12 protein-coding genes are annotated in these 15547 nt (G+C 65.2%); 4 read left to right on the forward strand and 8 right to left on the reverse strand.

Annotated features, from left to right (window positions below; all coding sequences use genetic code 11):
• Positions 1-72: 72 nt before the first annotated feature.
• From K5658_RS21435 to K5658_RS21465, 7 genes are all read right to left on the reverse strand, one after another.
• Positions 73-978, reverse strand: a complete 906-nt coding sequence (locus tag K5658_RS21435) for an N-acetylneuraminate synthase family protein (protein WP_221067100.1) — start codon at positions 976-978, stop codon at positions 73-75.
• A 77-nt stretch (positions 979-1055) separates the two neighbouring features.
• Positions 1056-1859: an SDR family oxidoreductase gene (locus tag K5658_RS21440; RefSeq protein WP_221067101.1), complete on the reverse strand. Its 804-nt coding sequence runs from the start codon at positions 1857-1859 to the stop codon at positions 1056-1058.
• Positions 1856-3175, reverse strand: a complete 1320-nt coding sequence (locus tag K5658_RS21445) for an aminotransferase class III-fold pyridoxal phosphate-dependent enzyme (protein ID WP_221067102.1) — start codon at positions 3173-3175, stop codon at positions 1856-1858. Before K5658_RS21445 ends, K5658_RS21440 begins: the two co-directional genes overlap by 4 nt.
• A gap of 92 nt (positions 3176-3267) precedes the next feature.
• On the reverse strand, positions 3268-4194 hold the full coding sequence (locus K5658_RS21450) for a transketolase family protein (RefSeq protein ID WP_221067103.1): 927 nt from the start codon (positions 4192-4194) through the stop codon (positions 3268-3270).
• 26 nt (positions 4195-4220) lie between these two features.
• Positions 4221-5078 (reverse strand): transketolase, encoded by an 858-nt coding sequence (locus tag K5658_RS21455; RefSeq protein ID WP_221067104.1) that lies wholly within the window; start codon positions 5076-5078, stop codon positions 4221-4223.
• Positions 5079-5110: 32 nt separating this feature from the next.
• Positions 5111-5911, reverse strand: coding sequence for a cytidylyltransferase domain-containing protein (locus K5658_RS21460; RefSeq protein ID WP_221067105.1), 801 nt, complete (start codon positions 5909-5911; stop codon positions 5111-5113).
• A complete protein-coding gene (locus K5658_RS21465; RefSeq protein ID WP_246628676.1) occupies positions 5908-6948 on the reverse strand; it encodes a hypothetical protein in 1041 nt (346 codons plus the stop codon). The genes K5658_RS21460 and K5658_RS21465 overlap by 4 nt, the downstream gene beginning before the upstream one ends.
• Positions 6949-7407: 459 nt before the next feature.
• Between K5658_RS21465 and K5658_RS24030 the strand changes: the two genes are divergently transcribed.
• On the forward strand, positions 7408-7542 hold the full coding sequence (locus tag K5658_RS24030; protein ID WP_281425990.1) for a hypothetical protein: 135 nt from the start codon (positions 7408-7410) through the stop codon (positions 7540-7542).
• A gap of 333 nt (positions 7543-7875) precedes the next feature.
• Here the strand turns inward: K5658_RS24030 and K5658_RS21470 are convergent, their stop codons facing one another.
• Positions 7876-9417 (reverse strand): ArnT family glycosyltransferase, encoded by a 1542-nt coding sequence (locus K5658_RS21470; protein WP_221067106.1) that lies wholly within the window; start codon positions 9415-9417, stop codon positions 7876-7878.
• Positions 9418-9962: 545 nt separating this feature from the next.
• Here K5658_RS21470 and K5658_RS21475 point away from each other — a divergent pair.
• The 3 genes from K5658_RS21475 (at position 9963) to K5658_RS21485 (ending at position 15527) form a co-directional block, all read left to right on the forward strand.
• Positions 9963-11024 carry a glycosyltransferase family 2 protein gene (locus tag K5658_RS21475; protein WP_246628677.1) on the forward strand — a complete coding sequence of 354 codons (1062 nt, stop codon included), beginning with the start codon at positions 9963-9965 and terminating at the stop codon, positions 11022-11024.
• Positions 11021-12490, forward strand: coding sequence for an NAD(P)/FAD-dependent oxidoreductase (locus K5658_RS21480; RefSeq protein ID WP_221067107.1), 1470 nt, complete (start codon positions 11021-11023; stop codon positions 12488-12490). Before K5658_RS21475 ends, K5658_RS21480 begins: the two co-directional genes overlap by 4 nt.
• 64 nt (positions 12491-12554) lie before the next feature.
• Positions 12555-15527: a glycosyltransferase gene (locus K5658_RS21485; RefSeq protein WP_221067108.1), complete on the forward strand. Its 2973-nt coding sequence runs from the start codon at positions 12555-12557 to the stop codon at positions 15525-15527.
• Positions 15528-15547 lie beyond the last annotated feature (20 nt).

The raw sequence follows: 15547 nt of genomic DNA on the forward strand, positions 1-15547 counted from the left end.
TCCTCGTCGTCTATGGGCGGATAGTGGTTGCGGGTTCCCTAGCTCCGCTTGGGAACCCGCTATCGGTAGATTTCAGGCGGCGGCCCGCACCCGGCGCAGCTTGGCCCGCGGCCCGAGTTCGCTGTCGTAGACGCGCTTCACGCCATCGCCCAGCGATTTCTGGATATCGCGGACATCGCGCACCAAGCGCTCGAAGCCGACCAGTTCCACCGAAGCCGCCTGGTCCGTGCCCCACATGGCGCGGTCCAGGGTGATATGGCGTTCCAGGAAGCTGGCACCCAGCGCGACCGCCGCCAGGGACGGCGACAGGCCGGTTTCATGGCCGGAATAGCCGACCGGCACGCCGGGATAGCGCTCCTTCAAGGTGTGGATCATCAGCAGGTTGAGTTCGTCCACCTTGCACGGATAGGTCGAGGTGGCGTGGGCGATCATCAGGCTGGGGCGGTCGGCGTGGTCGTGGGTGCCGATGGCCTGCACGGCGGCGACGATTTCCTCCATGGTGGACATGCCGGTCGAGATCATCAACGGCCTGCCGGTGGCGCGGGCCTTGCGCAGCAAAGGGAGATCGGTCAAGGAAGCGCTCGCCATCTTGTAGAACGGCGGCTCGAACTGCTCCATGAAATCGACCGAAGGCTCGTCCCAGCAGGACGCGGTCCAGGCGATGCCCAGTTGGCGGCAATAGCGGTCGATCTCGGCGTAGTCGTCCACGCCGAATTCGACCTTGCGGCGGTAGTCGATATAGGTCATCCGGCCCCAGGGCGTATCGCGCTCCAACTGCCATTGCTCCTGCGGCACGCACAGTTCCGGGGTGCGTTTTTGGAATTTCACGCAATCGGCTCCCGCGCCCACGGCCCCGAAGATCAATTCCTTGGCCAAATCCAGCGAGCCGTTATGGTTGATGCCGATTTCGGCGATGACATAGACCGGATGGCCGTCGCCGATAAAGCGGTCGCCGATGTTCACTTCCCGTTTGCTCATACAGATACCTTGCTCAAGAGTGGATGATGAGGTGGGGCGGGTCGCGGCCCGCCCAAGCGCTGGGCCGCGGGACCGTTTCAAACCGCCGTGAAACCGCCGTCCACCAGCAGGTTCGCGCCGGTCATATAGCCCGAAGCGTCGGAGGCCAGATACACCACGGCCCCCCTGAAATCGGTGGGCGCGGCCATGCGCCCCAGCGGGGTACGGCGCGAGTATTCCGCCACGAAGAAATCGTCCTGCCCGTTCTCCACGCCGCCGGGCGACAGCGCGTTGACCCGGACGCCCGCCCCGCCCCAATACGCGGCCAGGAAGCGGGTGAAGGCCAATACCGCGCCCTTGGTGGTCGGATACACCGGGGTTTTATAGAAACGCTGCTGGCCCTCGGGATCGCGGTAGAGGGATTGGTCCGGGGCCACCACGCCATAGGTGGACGCCACGTTGATGATGCTGCCCCGGCCGGCGCGGGCCATTTCCGCCCCGATCACCTGGGAACACAGGAACACCCCGGTCACGTTCACGTCCAGCGAGCGCTGCCAGAGTTCCAGTGGATAGTTCTCGAAACGGGATTGCTCCAAGGCCGCCGCCGGGTCCTCGAACTTGTCGTTGATGGCGGCGTTGTTGACCAGGATATCGATCCGCCCGGTCAGGCTGCGCACCGCGTCCGCCAGCCGCCGCAAGGACAGCGGGTCGGTGACATCGGCGGCGATGGCCATGGCGGAATGGCCGAGTTCCCCGGCCACGGCGGCGCAGGCGGCGCGGTCGCTATCGGTGGCGACCACGAACGCGCCCGCCTCGGCCAGCGCTTGGCAGTGCTGGCGTCCGAGCAAGCCCGCCGCGCCGGTGACGATGGCGGTCTTGCCGCCGAGGTCGAACAGGCTCATGCGGTCACCCGCGGCTTGATGTGGAACTGGCTGGTCTTGCGGAACACCGGCTGCAAGGGTTCGCCTTTGAGATACGCGGCCACGGCACCCGCCGCCACGGCTTCGGCCAGGATCGCGAGGCTGTCGGCGAAGGCGCGGACGGTGTCATCCACGTCCTGGGCCGTATGGGCATGGCACAGGTTCAAGGTGCCGGACCAGAGGATGCCGCGCCGGATCAATTCCTGCTGCACCAGGGTTTTCATCAGCAGCGGATTCCCGGCGCTGGGCGAGAAATTCATGATGGTGCGGAAGGGATACCCGGCGGTCGTGACGTAATCGAGGCCGAGATCGCGGATCAGGCCGTTCACGCCGTCCAGCAAGTCCTGGCCGCGCCGGGCCAAGTCGGCGGTCACATCGTGATCGCGGATGAATTCGATGCAGGCTTTGGCGGCGGCCAGCGACAAGGCTTCGCCGCCGAAGGTGGTGAAGAAGAACACCTCCCGCTCGAACAAGGCCATCACCTCGCGGCGTCCGGCGATGGCGGAAATCGGCATCCCGTTGGCCATGGCCTTGGAGAACAGGCACAGGTCGGCCCGCACCCCGAAGAATTCCTGGGCACCGCCCAAGGCGCAGCGGAAGCCGGTCCACATCTCGTCGAAGATCAACAAGGTGCCGTACCGGTCGCAGATTTCCCGCAATCCTTTGAGGAAGGAGCCGTTCTCGCGCTCGAACACGAAGGGTTCGAGGATGACGCAGGCCGTGCCTTCGTCGATGGCGTCGATCACCGAATCGAGGTCGTTGTAATTGAAGGTATGGGTGAGCGCGGCGGTGCTTGGAGGAATCCCGGCGTCGCGGTCGGTGACGGCGATATACCAGTCATGCCAGCCGTGGTAGCCGCAGCACAGCACCCGCTCGCGTCCGGTGTAGGCGCGGGCCAGGCGCACGGCGGCGCTGGTCACGTCGCAGCCGGTCTTGGAGAAGCGCACCGATTCCACGTTGGGGATGCAATCCCGCATCAACTCGGCCAGTTCCACTTCCAAGGGGTGCATCAGCGAGAAAGTGATGCCGTCCTCCAACTGCCGCCGGATCGCCGCGTCCACCACAGGATGGCCGTAGCCCAGCACGATGGGACCGATACCCAGGTTGTAATCCAGGAACTCGTTGCCATCGACATCCCACAGCCGCGCCCCCTGGCCGCGCCGGGCGTATTTGGGCGCGACCCCGTTGGAATATTGGCCCGGAGCTTTGGCCAGGGTTTGGGTGCCCGCCGGGATCAAGCCCTGGGCGCGGTCCCAGAGGGCGTTGGATGCGGCGATCTTGGGTAGCTCGTGGGTCATGCTGTGTCTCTGGTTGGGTTTAACCGCTAGGCCGCCGATCCCCAAGCGGAGTTTGGGAACGAACGGATGAAAGCCGGGTTTCTACGGGCGGGCTAAGCCTCGATGCGGGCGTAACGGTCTTGGACGCGGGCGGCGATGCCGTGGGCGTCGAAACCCTCGTAGGCCAGCGCATCGGCCAGCAAGGCCGGTTTGAACCAGCGCTCGGCGAAGGCCAAGGGCATGACCGGGACCACGACCCCTTGCTCGATCAAGGTTTCGGCCACGATGGAATACAGCCCGCCGGTCTGGAAATGGTCCTCCACCGTCACCAGCAGCTTGGAACGCCGCGCCGCCGCGGCGATGGCGGCGGTATCCACCGGCTTGAGCATCCGCATATTGATTAAACCCACCGACAGCCCGGTATCGCGCAGCAAGGCCACGGCCTTGAGGCATTCGCCGAACAGCGTCCCGTAGGTCAGCAAGGTGATATCCGTGCCCTCGGACCAGATTTCGGCCCGGCCCAATTCGAAAGGCGCATCGTGATTGGCCAGGGGCTTGGCCGCGTTGTAGCGGATATAGCAGGGGGCGGGATCGCGCAGCACGGCTTCCAATCCCAGCGCCAAATCCTGCGCGTCGGCGGGACACCAGACCTTCATGCCCGGAATGCCGCGCATCAAGGCCACATCTTCCAGGGATTGATGGGTCGGCCCGTTGGCCTCGGAAGCGAAGCCGGTGAAGGTGCCCACCAGCTTGACCGGCAAATGGGCGATGCCGACATCGGTGCGGATGAACTCGAACGCCCTCAGCGTCAGGAAGGTCGCCAGCGCGTGGACCACCGGAATCCGGCCCCGCAAGGCCAGTCCGGCGGCGGCCCCGACCAGGGTCTGCTCGCAAATGCCGAAATCGATGAAACGCTCGCCGAGCTTGGCGGGCAAGTCGCGGATGGCCGAGCGGTTCTCGGCGGTCAGCACGACGAAACGCTCGTCGCTCAGGGCCACAGAGTGGAGGATGTCTTCGTAGCTGCGGGGAACGGTATTCATGGGCGGCTCGTCGGTCGGTGGCGGGATCAGCGGGCCACGATGATGTCGCTTTCGATCACCGCCAGGCGGTGGCCTTCCAGCTCTTCGAGCAACTGCTCGATTTCCGCGGCGGAGAAATTGCAGAACCAGCGGTCGGCCCGCGCCGCGATGCTGGGCAGGCCCCGGCCGCGGACGGTGTCGGCGATGATCGCGGTGGGTTGGCCCAGGCGCCTGGGAATCAGGGCGAAACCGGCTTCCAAATCCTCGAAATCATGGCCGTCCAACCGCACGGTTTCCCAACCGAAGGCGGCGAATTTGTCGGCGAGGGGTTCCAGCGGAATGAGTGCCTCGGTCGCCAGATTGGCCTGGAAGCCATTGCGGTCCACCACCACGATCAGGTTGTCCAGGCGCTTGGCGGCGGCGACCAGGGCGGCTTCCCACACCGAACCCTCGTTCAACTCGCCATCGCCCAATATCACCACCACCCGGCCCTTGCCCCGGCATAGCTTGATATCCAGGGCGATGCCCACACCCACGCCCAGCAAATGGCCCAGCGAACCGGAATGGAACTCCACGCCGGGGATATTGCGGTTGGGATGCCAATAGATGTGGTCGTCGGTCTTGAGATGGCTGGCGAGGCGGTGCGGCTCCAAAAAGCCCAGTTCCACGAACAGGCCATAGAGCGCGGGCACATCGTGGCCCTTGGACAGCAGCAGATAATCGCGTTGGGGATCGTCCAGCTTGGCGCTGGAAACCCTCAGCCAATGCCGGTACAGATAGGCCAGCACATCGACGCAGGACAAGGAGGCGCCGATGAAACAACCCCCATCGGTCGCCATCCGCAGCACATGGCGGCGCACGCGATGGGCCAGTTCTTGCAATTCCTGTTGTTCGGTTTCGGTCATGGTTCGTGGTCGGTGGAGGAAACAGCGTCCGTTCAATCGAGCATCCGGGTATGCCGGGCATCGACCGTCTTCAGTTCATGCAGGTGATGGCGGTACCAATTCACCCCGGCATAGCGGGCGTTGAGGGCGGCGATGGCGGGTTTGCGGGCCAGGAGGTCGAGGATATCGTCCAGGCCGAAGCCGGGCCGTTCGGGATAGAGTTCCTCGTAGACCCGGCGGATGAATTCGTAATCTTCGGCATAGTCGAGGGTCCAGCGGTGGCTTAAGGAGTAGTCCAGGCCGCTTTCCCACGCCACGTTGGCGAGACGGAAGCGCTCGGGACGTTCCCAGATGAACGGGGTGGTATGTTCGCGTTCCAAGGCCAACCCGGCTTCGCGCCAAGCCTCGCCCAGGGCCGCCATGCCCATCACTTCCACATCGTTGCCGTCCGGGTAGCTGGCCGGATGCAGGTTGCCCGCGTAATCGCAATCGCCGACCGCGTAGCGGGCCAAGACCCGGTCCACGATGGCGGGATCGATCAAGGGACAATCGGAGGGAATCTTGGCGATGGCTTCCGCGCCGTGGACCAGCCCGGCCAGATAATGGCGGTCCAGCAGATCGGTCGGATGGCCGCGGAACACCTCCACGTCCAACTCCCGGCATAGCTGGACGATGGGTTCGTCGGCGCTGTCGGTGGTCGTCAGCACCACGATCTTGGCGGGTGTTTCGACCCGGCCCAACCGTTCCAGCATCCGGGCCAGGATCGGTTTGCCGCAGACCTCCTTCAACACCTTGCCGGGCAGGCGGCTGGAACCCAGCCGCGCCTGCACCGCCAATACCAGTTTCCGATTCATCTGTGGCCTCCCGCCGCCCGGCGCAGCGGCAATCCCAGGGTCTTCAAGCGGAACCGGCCCGCCGGACGGAGGCGTGGCTGGCTGTCGGCCTCGAACAGGCGTAGGCATTCCTGGGCGATATTGCGGCCCGAGGTACCGCCGTTCTGGACCGGCTGCAAGCGCCGCAACGCTTCGGGCGGCAGGTCGCAATGGATTTCCTTGCCCAAGGCCGAGGCCACGTAGACCACCGAGGAATAGCGCGTCACCAGCGCCGCGCAATTGGCGATCATGTGGTCGGTGTTGGCCTCGCTGAAATACAGGGCTTCGGGGGCATAGCGCTCGATCTCGGCCCCGGCCCGCTGCGCGTTCTCGTTGGGGTGGAATTTGAAGATCAAGGGCCGCCCATCGGCGATGCGGCGGGCTTTCTCGATGAATTTGGCGCGGTTTTCATACTTGAAGGTCTCGCGCATATCCGAGGTGGCGCACAGCACGAAATCGCGGTGGGGAAAATCGTTATCCCGATAGGCTTCGCAATGGTCGAAATTGGGAATGCCCGTGACCCTGAGTTTCTCGGGTCGCACGCCCTTATGAATGAACAAATCGCGGTAGCCCTCGGAAGCCACGCAGAAAATGTCGTACAAATCGGACAATCCGGTGGTCGAGGTCTGCGCCATCCAGCGCGGCAGGCGCAGGGCGCGAACCAGATGGTAGGTGAGGTTCTCGGGATCGGTCATGCCTTCCTGGACCAAGACCAGCTTGGTATCGCGGATGCGGCGTGGCACGATCAAATCGCTACAGGTCACCACCAAATCATAGCGGCGGTCGCGGCCTTCGTAGTCGAAGGCGACTTGGCGTTCGTCGAGGAATTCCATGGTCTTGCGCATGAAGCGCCCGCCCAAGACGGTGAAATCCAGGACACCCGACCTTTGCACCCATTTACCGAAACCATCGCAGAAATAAGGCGTGAAATAGATATCGAATCGCGGCGCGAGATGGCGCGAAATCTCGTACATCATTTTGGTTTGATTCAAGGAACCGCAAACGAATAATGCCTTCATATCATTCCCGGACGCCGTGAAATTCGATAATAGGTGGGTAAACCCGTATTGATTCGGGCAAGACCAACCACCGGGCTTGGAAGCCCGGCGGGATTCGCTCCCGAGCCAGCCTGATTTATTCAAGAAGCGGAGGTTCGAATCAATAGGTGGCATTTCTGATATTGAGACGATACGCGGAAAATAAGTAAGCCGCGTTACTGCGGGATTGCGGTTTGGTTTAAACGAGGCGTTCGGCTGCCGTTGGCGGCGCACGCCGGCGTATAGCTCGATCCGGTACGCCCTGAGGGGGCTGGACTGCGCGCAGGTGGCCACGCATTTCCAAAAGCACGCGGCGGGATTGGGCGGGGATGCCGCCGCGATCGCCCTGGACGGCAAGGCGCTGCGGAGGAGCCTGGGACCGGTTCGAGGACACGCGGGCGGTCCAGGTGCTGAGCGCCTTCGCCCGTCGGGGAGCGGATCGTGCTGGGCCAGGTGCTGATCGAGGACGCCGACAAGGACCACGAGATCCGGGCCGTCCGGCGGCTCATCGAAGCGCTGGGGTTGGCGGGGCGGTTGTACCCCCTCGACGCCCTCCACCTTCAAAAAAACGGTTGAGGTCGTCCTCGCCACCGGCAGCGACCTCCTGGTGCAATTCGAGGCCAACCCTCCCAAACGGCTGGCCGCCGTGTGGGGCGTCTGCCAAGCCCCGCCCCGCGCGGGTCTGGCCCCTGCCCGCAGGTGCCGGGACCGAACCCTGGCACAGCCACTTCGTTGGCATCCGCTTTCGGTGAACGCCGCGCATTGGGAACGTCTTCCCGGAAGCCATCATCCGGGGCAATCTGGGCGCGGATGGCGGCGCAGGCCGGTGGGTTCCCCTTCAAGTCAGCCCAATGAGCCCGCCGCATATACGCGCTGAGCCGAGTCCCTGGACGCCGTCGGGTGGACTGCTCAAGGCCAGTGATACTCCAGTGTCCTGCCGCCCCGCTCTAGCCCTAAATGAACCCGAACCACAGAGGGATGGAGGTCCCCCGCCGCCAGGTTTTCATAAATCCGGAGGTCGCCGCGGCGCGGTCGCAGTTGATCGGTATCGGTGATCGGGAAACAGCCGACGAACTGGAATGCCGCATCGCCAGCGATAGCCTCCGCCAAGAGCCGCAATTCCGGCGAAGGTTCCGCAGACCCGTCCAATACCACATACCGGACCGGCAGCGCTTTCAGCGCTTCCGCGACTTGGACGGGGCTGTCGAAACGCGGCCTTGAGTGGTCGCCCATCCAGTCGGATGCGGCCAGGAGCGGTCCGGCCCGCATTATGACGCCGGCCCGCTTGGGATCATGGAACAGCCGTTCCACGATAAAAGCGCCTTCCCCGGCCGGGTCCGAGCCGATCAGGATCAGCACGCCGCCGTCCGGATAGGGAATCGCCGCCGCGGCCGCCGCGTAGCCGTCCACCCGGCTCGGTTTGACTTGTCCAGCATTGGCGACGACAAGGCCCGTCAGCAGCAGGGCGATAGCGCTGGCGCTAGGCATCGCGGCGGAGGAAGAGGCCCGGGCGGTGGCACGGGCCAGGAGCAAGACCATCGGCGCGAGCGAGGGCAGAAAGGCCCGGGGTTCATGGGTCAGGTTCAAAACCACCAGTAACGATCCCTGCACCAGAATGAACGTCGTGGCTACCAAAGCATCCGTCGTACCCATCGAGGTATCGCGCCGCCGCCAGCGTGCCTGGGCGGCATCCAGGAAGCCCAGGAAGGCTAAACCGAACACCAACGGCGGGGCCAGGGACAACCAGGCATGTAGCGCTTCTTGGTTGACATGGCCTTGCGCTAGGTGCCCCAAGAGCTGACCAAACGCAACCGGGTAGCCCATCCCGGCCAAGTGCATCGCCACGTAGAACAGCGAGCCCAAAGCCGCCAACGCCAGTCCACCCCCCCAATACCAACGGGCTTTGTACCGACAGGCGCGCCCCGCGAGCGCGGGTGCCAGCAGGACGAAAGGTCCCAGCGCCAGGGCCGTGCCCTTGGTTAGGATCGCCAGAACCGACCCGATGAGGAAACGGAGGCCCGCCCGCCGGCCACGGCCATCGAGCAGGTCCGAAAACGCGAACACCGCCTGGAAGACGAACAGGCCGGTCAACAGGTCCGACATCACATCCCACGCCGTCCGCTGGACCCAGGGCATCGCCAGAAAAACCGCCACGGCGCTCACGGCGATGCCTCCACCATAAGCCGGCCGGAGCCGTCTGAACAACATGCCGACCAGGACCAAGGCGGTCGCCGCGCTCAGCGCCCGGGCGGTCCAGGGGCTGGCGCCGAACAGGCCATACCAGGCGGCTTGCACGGCGTAATAGACCGGTGGCCAGTGGCCGATGGCCACCTTGGGGTAACGCACGTAGTACGACTCGGCGAAGGCTAGGGGATTCGTCCCCAAGCCTGTGCGGAGATAGTCGTACACCAGGGCGCCGGAGGTGAAATGCGCGGGCGGATCGCTGGCCACCAGGCTGGTTCCCCCCAATAGGAGGGCGCGCCCAGTATGGAGCGACATAACCCAGGCGAACAAAAAACCATACCCCAGCAGGAGTAATAGCCGCTGTGTGGTTACGCGGTCGAAGCGGAATGGCGGTCGCATCATGGGTGCTTGAAACGCTTAGTGTGAATTGACTTGGCCGAATCCAACGCCGGGATTCGAGACTTTTCTGACTGTTTGTGAATTTTCGAGGAACACATGCCAATCCTCCGGCCATGCCACCCGCCACCTCGTGGCCGGACACCCCGGTCGTTGGTTGGCGGGCCGGTCGGATTTGCCTTGTGCAGCGGGCTGCTAAATGTCCAGACGAGTGGACGCCAACCGCGCCCGCGCCGACGCTTTCACCGAAAACCGCAGGCTTCTTTAGCGACGATCGCCAGGCCCGCTTGGTTTTCGGGACCCCTTCGACAGGGCGCGATTGCCCTGGTAGCACATTTTGAAAAGCTTGCATCGCCAGGACGGTTATTCTTATTCTATACGTGATAATACTTACTACACCCTACCCGAGACCTCCCGTGTCCATTCCTTCCGCTCCAGAAAACTCGCCTTTCGTTACCGTCGTCGTGCCCGTATACCGGGGTGGTGACGAATTCCGGCAATGCCTCGGGGGCTTGGCGGCCTTGGCCCCACCTCCCCAGGAAATCATCGTGGTGGTGGATGGCGAGGACGACGGTTCGGGCGACGCCGCCGAAGCCTTCGGGGCACGGGTACTCCGGCTGCCGCGCCGTTCCGGACCCGCCGCCGCCCGGAACGCCGGAGCCCGGGCCGCGCGGGGTGCCGTGCTGTTCTTCCTGGATGCCGATGTCGTTCCCGCGCCGACCGTCGTGGCCCAGGTGCGGGCGGCATTCCGGGCCGATCCCGGTCTCGCGGCCCTGATCGGTTCCTACGACGATGCGCCAGGGCATCCGGCGTTCCTGTCCCAATACCGCAATCTGCTCCATCACTACGTACACCAAACCGCCGAGGAACAGGCCCGCACCTTCTGGGGCGCCTGCGGGGCGGTCCGCCGCGAGGCATTCTTCGCGGTGGGCAGCTTCGACGAACATTTCGCCAACCCCTCCGTGGAGGACGTGGAACTGGGCCAACGGCTGGCGCGCGCTGGCCGGCGCATCCGCCTGATCAAGGATATCCAGGTCAAGCACCTCAAGCGTTGGGACATGCGGGGCATGCTGCGTACCGATGTCTTCCAGCGGGCGCTCCCCTGGGCGCGCTTGCTGCTGCGCGAAGGGCACATTCCGAACGACCTGAACCTGCGCCTGCAAAGCCGGTTCAGCGCCGGGCTGGCCTGGCTACTGCTCGGCACCCTGGGCGCGGTGCCCCTGTGGCCGACCAGCGCCGCTATCGCGGGGCTCGCCGCGTTCGCCCTGCTGGGTCTGAACGCACCGTTCTATCGCTTCCTCCAGGAACGCCGCGGGTTGGGTTTCGCCCTCCGGGCGGTGCCCTGGCATTGGCTTTATTTCCTTTACGCTAGTGGCGGTTTCGCTTATGTGCGGCTGGTGGAACGCGGGGACGGGAGCGGGCCGCTTCCCCTCGCCGAGGTGTCGACGTCGGCCGTAGAGGCCGCGGGATCCCAGTGAGTGACCGGCATACCCTGATTATCGGTGCCGGGCCCGCCGGCCTGACCGCCGCCTATGAGCTGGGCCGGAACGGTGCCAAGGCGGTGGTCCTCGAAGCCTCCTCCACCATGGGCGGCCTCTCGCGCACGGCCAGCTACCGCGATTTCCGGTTCGATATCGGCGGCCACCGCTTCTTCTCGAAACTGCCTGTGATCAACGGGTTGTGGCAGGAAGTGCTCGGCCCGGATTTCCTGGAGCGGCCCCGGCTTTCCCGCATCCACTACCGCGGCCATTTTTTCGACTATCCCCTGCGTCCGGTCAACGCTTTGCGGGGATTGGGCCTTACCGAATCGCTGCGGGTCGTCTTCAGTTATGCCCAAGCCCATTTTGCGTCGCACTCCCAACCGGAGCGCAGCTTCGAGGAGTGGGTCAGCCGCCGTTTCGGCCGGCGCCTGTTCGAGATTTTCTTCAAGACTTACACGGAAAAGGTTTGGGGGATTCCCTGCGATCAGATTTCCGCCGATTGGGCGTCCCAGCGCATCAAAGACCTGTCCCTCGCCAAAGCCCTTGCGAACGCCTTCACCGGCCGGAACGGCGGTGCCGGCAAGGCGGTGGCGACCACCCTGATCGACCGCTTCCACTATCCGCGCCTCGGGCCGGGAATGATGTGGGAACGCCTCCGCGACCGTGTCCTCGCCCAGGGCAACGCCGTGGTGCCCGAGGTGCGGGTGGGTACCGTCGTCCACGGCCATGGCCGGGTGGAGTGCGTGCATGGCCGGGGGCCGGGTGGCGAACGGGTCGAATTCGGTGGCCGCGACTTTATTTCCTCCATGGCCCTCCGCGACCTGATCCTGGCGCTGGACCCGCCACCGCCGGACGCGGTCCTCAGGGCCGCCCATGCCCTCCGCTACCGGGACTTCCTCAGCGTGGTGTTGATCGTCGACAAGCCGGAGGTGTTCCCGGACAACTGGATTTACATCCATTCGCCGCAGGTCAAGCTCGGGCGCATCCAGAATTACAAGAACTGGAGCCCGGAAATGGTTCCGTCCCCCAATACCACCGCCCTCGGGTTGGAATACTTCCTATGGGACAGCGACCCGGAATGGAGCTGGCCGGACGAGCGCCTGATCGAGCTGGGCATCCGCGAATGCGCCCAGCTGGGTTTGGTCCGGCCCCGCGAGGTCATCGACGGCACGGTGGTGCGGGCGGAGATGGCCTATCCCATCTACGACCACGAGTACCAAAACCGGCTCAACATCCTCCAGGGCTACCTGGACCGGTTCGAGAACCTTCAGACCATCGGCCGCAATGGCCTGCACCGCTACAACAACATGGACCACTCCATGCTGACCGGGCTCTATGCGGCCCGCAATGTGCTGGGCGAGGGACAACGCCTGGACGTGTGGTCGGTCAACGCCGACGCCCGCTATCACGAGGAACGGGAAACCGGCACCCACCGGCTGACGCCGCAGTGGTTGGCGAAATGAGGGTTCGGTTGGCGATGCGCAATCGAATGGTTAACCCGGCCCTTCAAAGTGCAGGGAGGGATGGGTGAAACATTTGTTCGTGTGTCGCGAATATCCGCCCGCCGCATACCTGCCCGGAGGTATCGGCACCTACGTGCGGAATATCGCCGAATACCTGGCCGGTTCCGGGGAGGTCGTCCATGTGATCGCCCATCGCTGGCCGGGGGCTCCCCGTTTGAGGGAGGACCGGCTCGATGGGCGTTTGATTATCCATCGCGTGGCCTTGGACGAGCCGGTCCGCGATCCTTGGGCCTTGGAACCGGAGCATCCGGGCGGCATACAGCGGGCGATGATCGCATCGGCGTTCCCCTCGCAGGCGTTCGCTTGGCAGGCCGCCCTGTTGGCCGAGCGGCTGGTCGAGTTCGAGGACATCGACGTCATCGAGGCCCAGGAGTGGGAAGCGCCGCTTTACTATCTTCAGCTGCGGCGGGCGGGCGGCCTGGGTCCAGCCCGGAAGCCGCCGTGCGTGGTACATCTGCATTCCCCGACGGAGCGCATCACCGCCGCCAACGCCTGGAGCACGGCGGTGGCGGATTACGCCGCCGCCACCGCCATGGAAGCCTATTCCATCGTCCAGGCCGACGCCTTGCTCGCCCCGAGCCGGTTCATCGCCGCGGAGACCGCGGCCCGCCATGGTTTTCCGCCGTCGCGCGTCACGGTAATACCGTATCCGCTGGGCCAGGGAGCCCCGATCACCCGTTCCGCCGATACCTGGATGCGGAACACGGTCTGTCATGTGGGCCGTCTGGAACCCCGGAAGGGCGTGTTGGAATGGGCCGAGGCCGTGGCGCGGGTCGCCGAGAAGCATCCCTCCCTCCGCGCCGAATTCGCGGGCGGCGATACCGCGATGTCCGTTACCGGGGGGCCGACCGTCCGGCATTCGATGCTCGGACGCATCCCGCCGTCCCGGCGCGGCCACTTGGTGTTCCATGGCAATTTGGGACGGATTGGCTTGGAAGCGGTACTGGCCCGCGCCAGCCTCGCCGTGGTCCCCTCGCGTTGGGAGAACTTCCCCAATAGCTGCATGGAACTCATGGGCAGCGGGCTACCCGTGATCGCCTCGCCGCATGGTGGTATGACGGAGATGCTGGAAGACGGGGTTTCCGGCTGGATCGCGGCCGATGGCTCGCCCGCCGGGCTTGCCGCGGCCCTGGAGAGAGCCCTCGCGACGCCGCCCGAGCAGCGCAAGCGTATGGGGGAGGCGGCGGCGGAGAGTATCCGCGGGTTATGCGGCAACGCCGACATCGTGCGCCGCCATCTCGAGTTCAAGGGCTCGCTGGTCGCCGCCACCGATAAAGGCAAGGATCGCGGATGGATCGATGAAATACCGGCGCGGAGCGACGCGGGGGCAGGCCCGATCCCTATCCTGTCCATCGGGCAGCGCTGGGATCGAGCAACGCCGCCGGGCGAAGCCATCGCCTTCGCATCCGCGGGCATCGTCCCGTCGCCGCGTTTCGCGGCCGAGATGGCCGGATTGTTCGCCCAAGACCCTGGGCTCGCCGTCGCCACGGCCTGGCTGTCGGATGTACGGGATGGCTCGCGAATCTATATGCCGGATTGCCATGGCGCTCCCCAAATCTGGTTCGATGGCCGGCCTTATCCGCTGATCGTCCTAAGGTCCAGCCTGCTGGCGGGGCTTCCGGCCAACGAATGTCCTTCCCAGGCCGTTTTGGCGGCCATCGCCGGGGAAGCCCTGGCTGCGGGCGGTTCGGCCATGGTTTTCCCCGCGGTGCTGGCCTCCTACCGGGCGGTTCAGGGTGAAGCGCCGGACTGGGCCAGGGCGTCCGGGCGCTCCGCGATGGCGCTGTCGGTGCTGCGCCCCCATCTCCCGCTCCCGCGCTGGCTCGCGCTGTGCCCGGTGGAAATGTATTCCACTTTGGCGAGGAACGTCCTGGGCGGCATTGCCCGGAGGATCGCCGCCCCGCCCCCGCCGCCCGGCGACAACCCGCCCCCGGTTCGGAGCGGTCCCGCCCAGCGGCAGGGAGAACTGGGCTTGGTCTCCGTCATCGTCGCCGCCTATAACGCCGCCCCCCATATCGAGGCGACCTTGGCTTCCGCCCTATCGCAGACGTGGCGGCGATTGGAAATCATCGTGGTGGACGATGGTTCCACCGACGATACCGCCGCCCTGGTGGCGCGGGCCGCGCAAACCGACCCCAGGGTCCGCCTCCTGCGGCAACGCAACCGGGGCGTCGCCGCCGCCCGGAACCGTGCCCTGCGATATTCCCGCGGCGAATACATCGCCCCCTTGGATGCGGACGACCTCTGGGCACCCACCAAATTGGAGCGGCAAATCCGCTGTTTGGAAGCGGGCGGTCCCGAGGTTGGATTCGTGTATTGCTGGTGGGCCTGGATCGACGAAGGCAACCGCGTCCTGGATCGTTCTCCCCGCTGGCGGGTGGAGGGCCGGGTGCTGGAGAAATTGCTGGAAGTGAATTTCGCGGGCAACGCCAGCGTGCCCTTGTTCCGCCGGAACCTGCCGACGATCCAGGGCGGTTATGACAGCCGCTTGCGGGATCTGGCCGCACAGGGCTGCGAGGATTGGGATTTGCTCTTGCGGATGGCCGAGCATCACGCGGTGGCCTGCGTCCCGGAAATCCTCGTGGGCTACCGGCGTCAGGCCGGCAGCATGTCGTCCAGCTGCATGAGCATGTGGAGGTCCGGTCGCCGGGTCATCGCCGAATTGGCGGCGCGCCAACCGGGCTTGTCCCCCAGGACCATCCGGCGCGGGCTGGGCCAACTGGCCCTGCATCTGGCCGGGGTGGCCTTCTGGTCGGGACGCCGCCTGGAAGCCTGCGCCTGGGCGTTACGGTCCCTGGCCCCAGGCATGATCCTGGGCATCGCCCCCCATGTGCTGCGCCTCCTGATCCGCCGTCCGGCGGTTTCCCTTGCGCAGGAGCCCCCCGCCGAAACCGACTGTTTTACCCAAGCGGCGGGCTTGGAGCCGCTCATCCCCTATGACGAAATTCATGCCCGCCGCTGGCGCGATACGCCCTGAGCGGTCGCCGAAACAGAGAA

This window comes from Methylomagnum ishizawai, assembly GCF_019670005.1.
Classification (GTDB): Bacteria; Pseudomonadota; Gammaproteobacteria; order Methylococcales; family Methylococcaceae; genus Methylomagnum; species Methylomagnum ishizawai.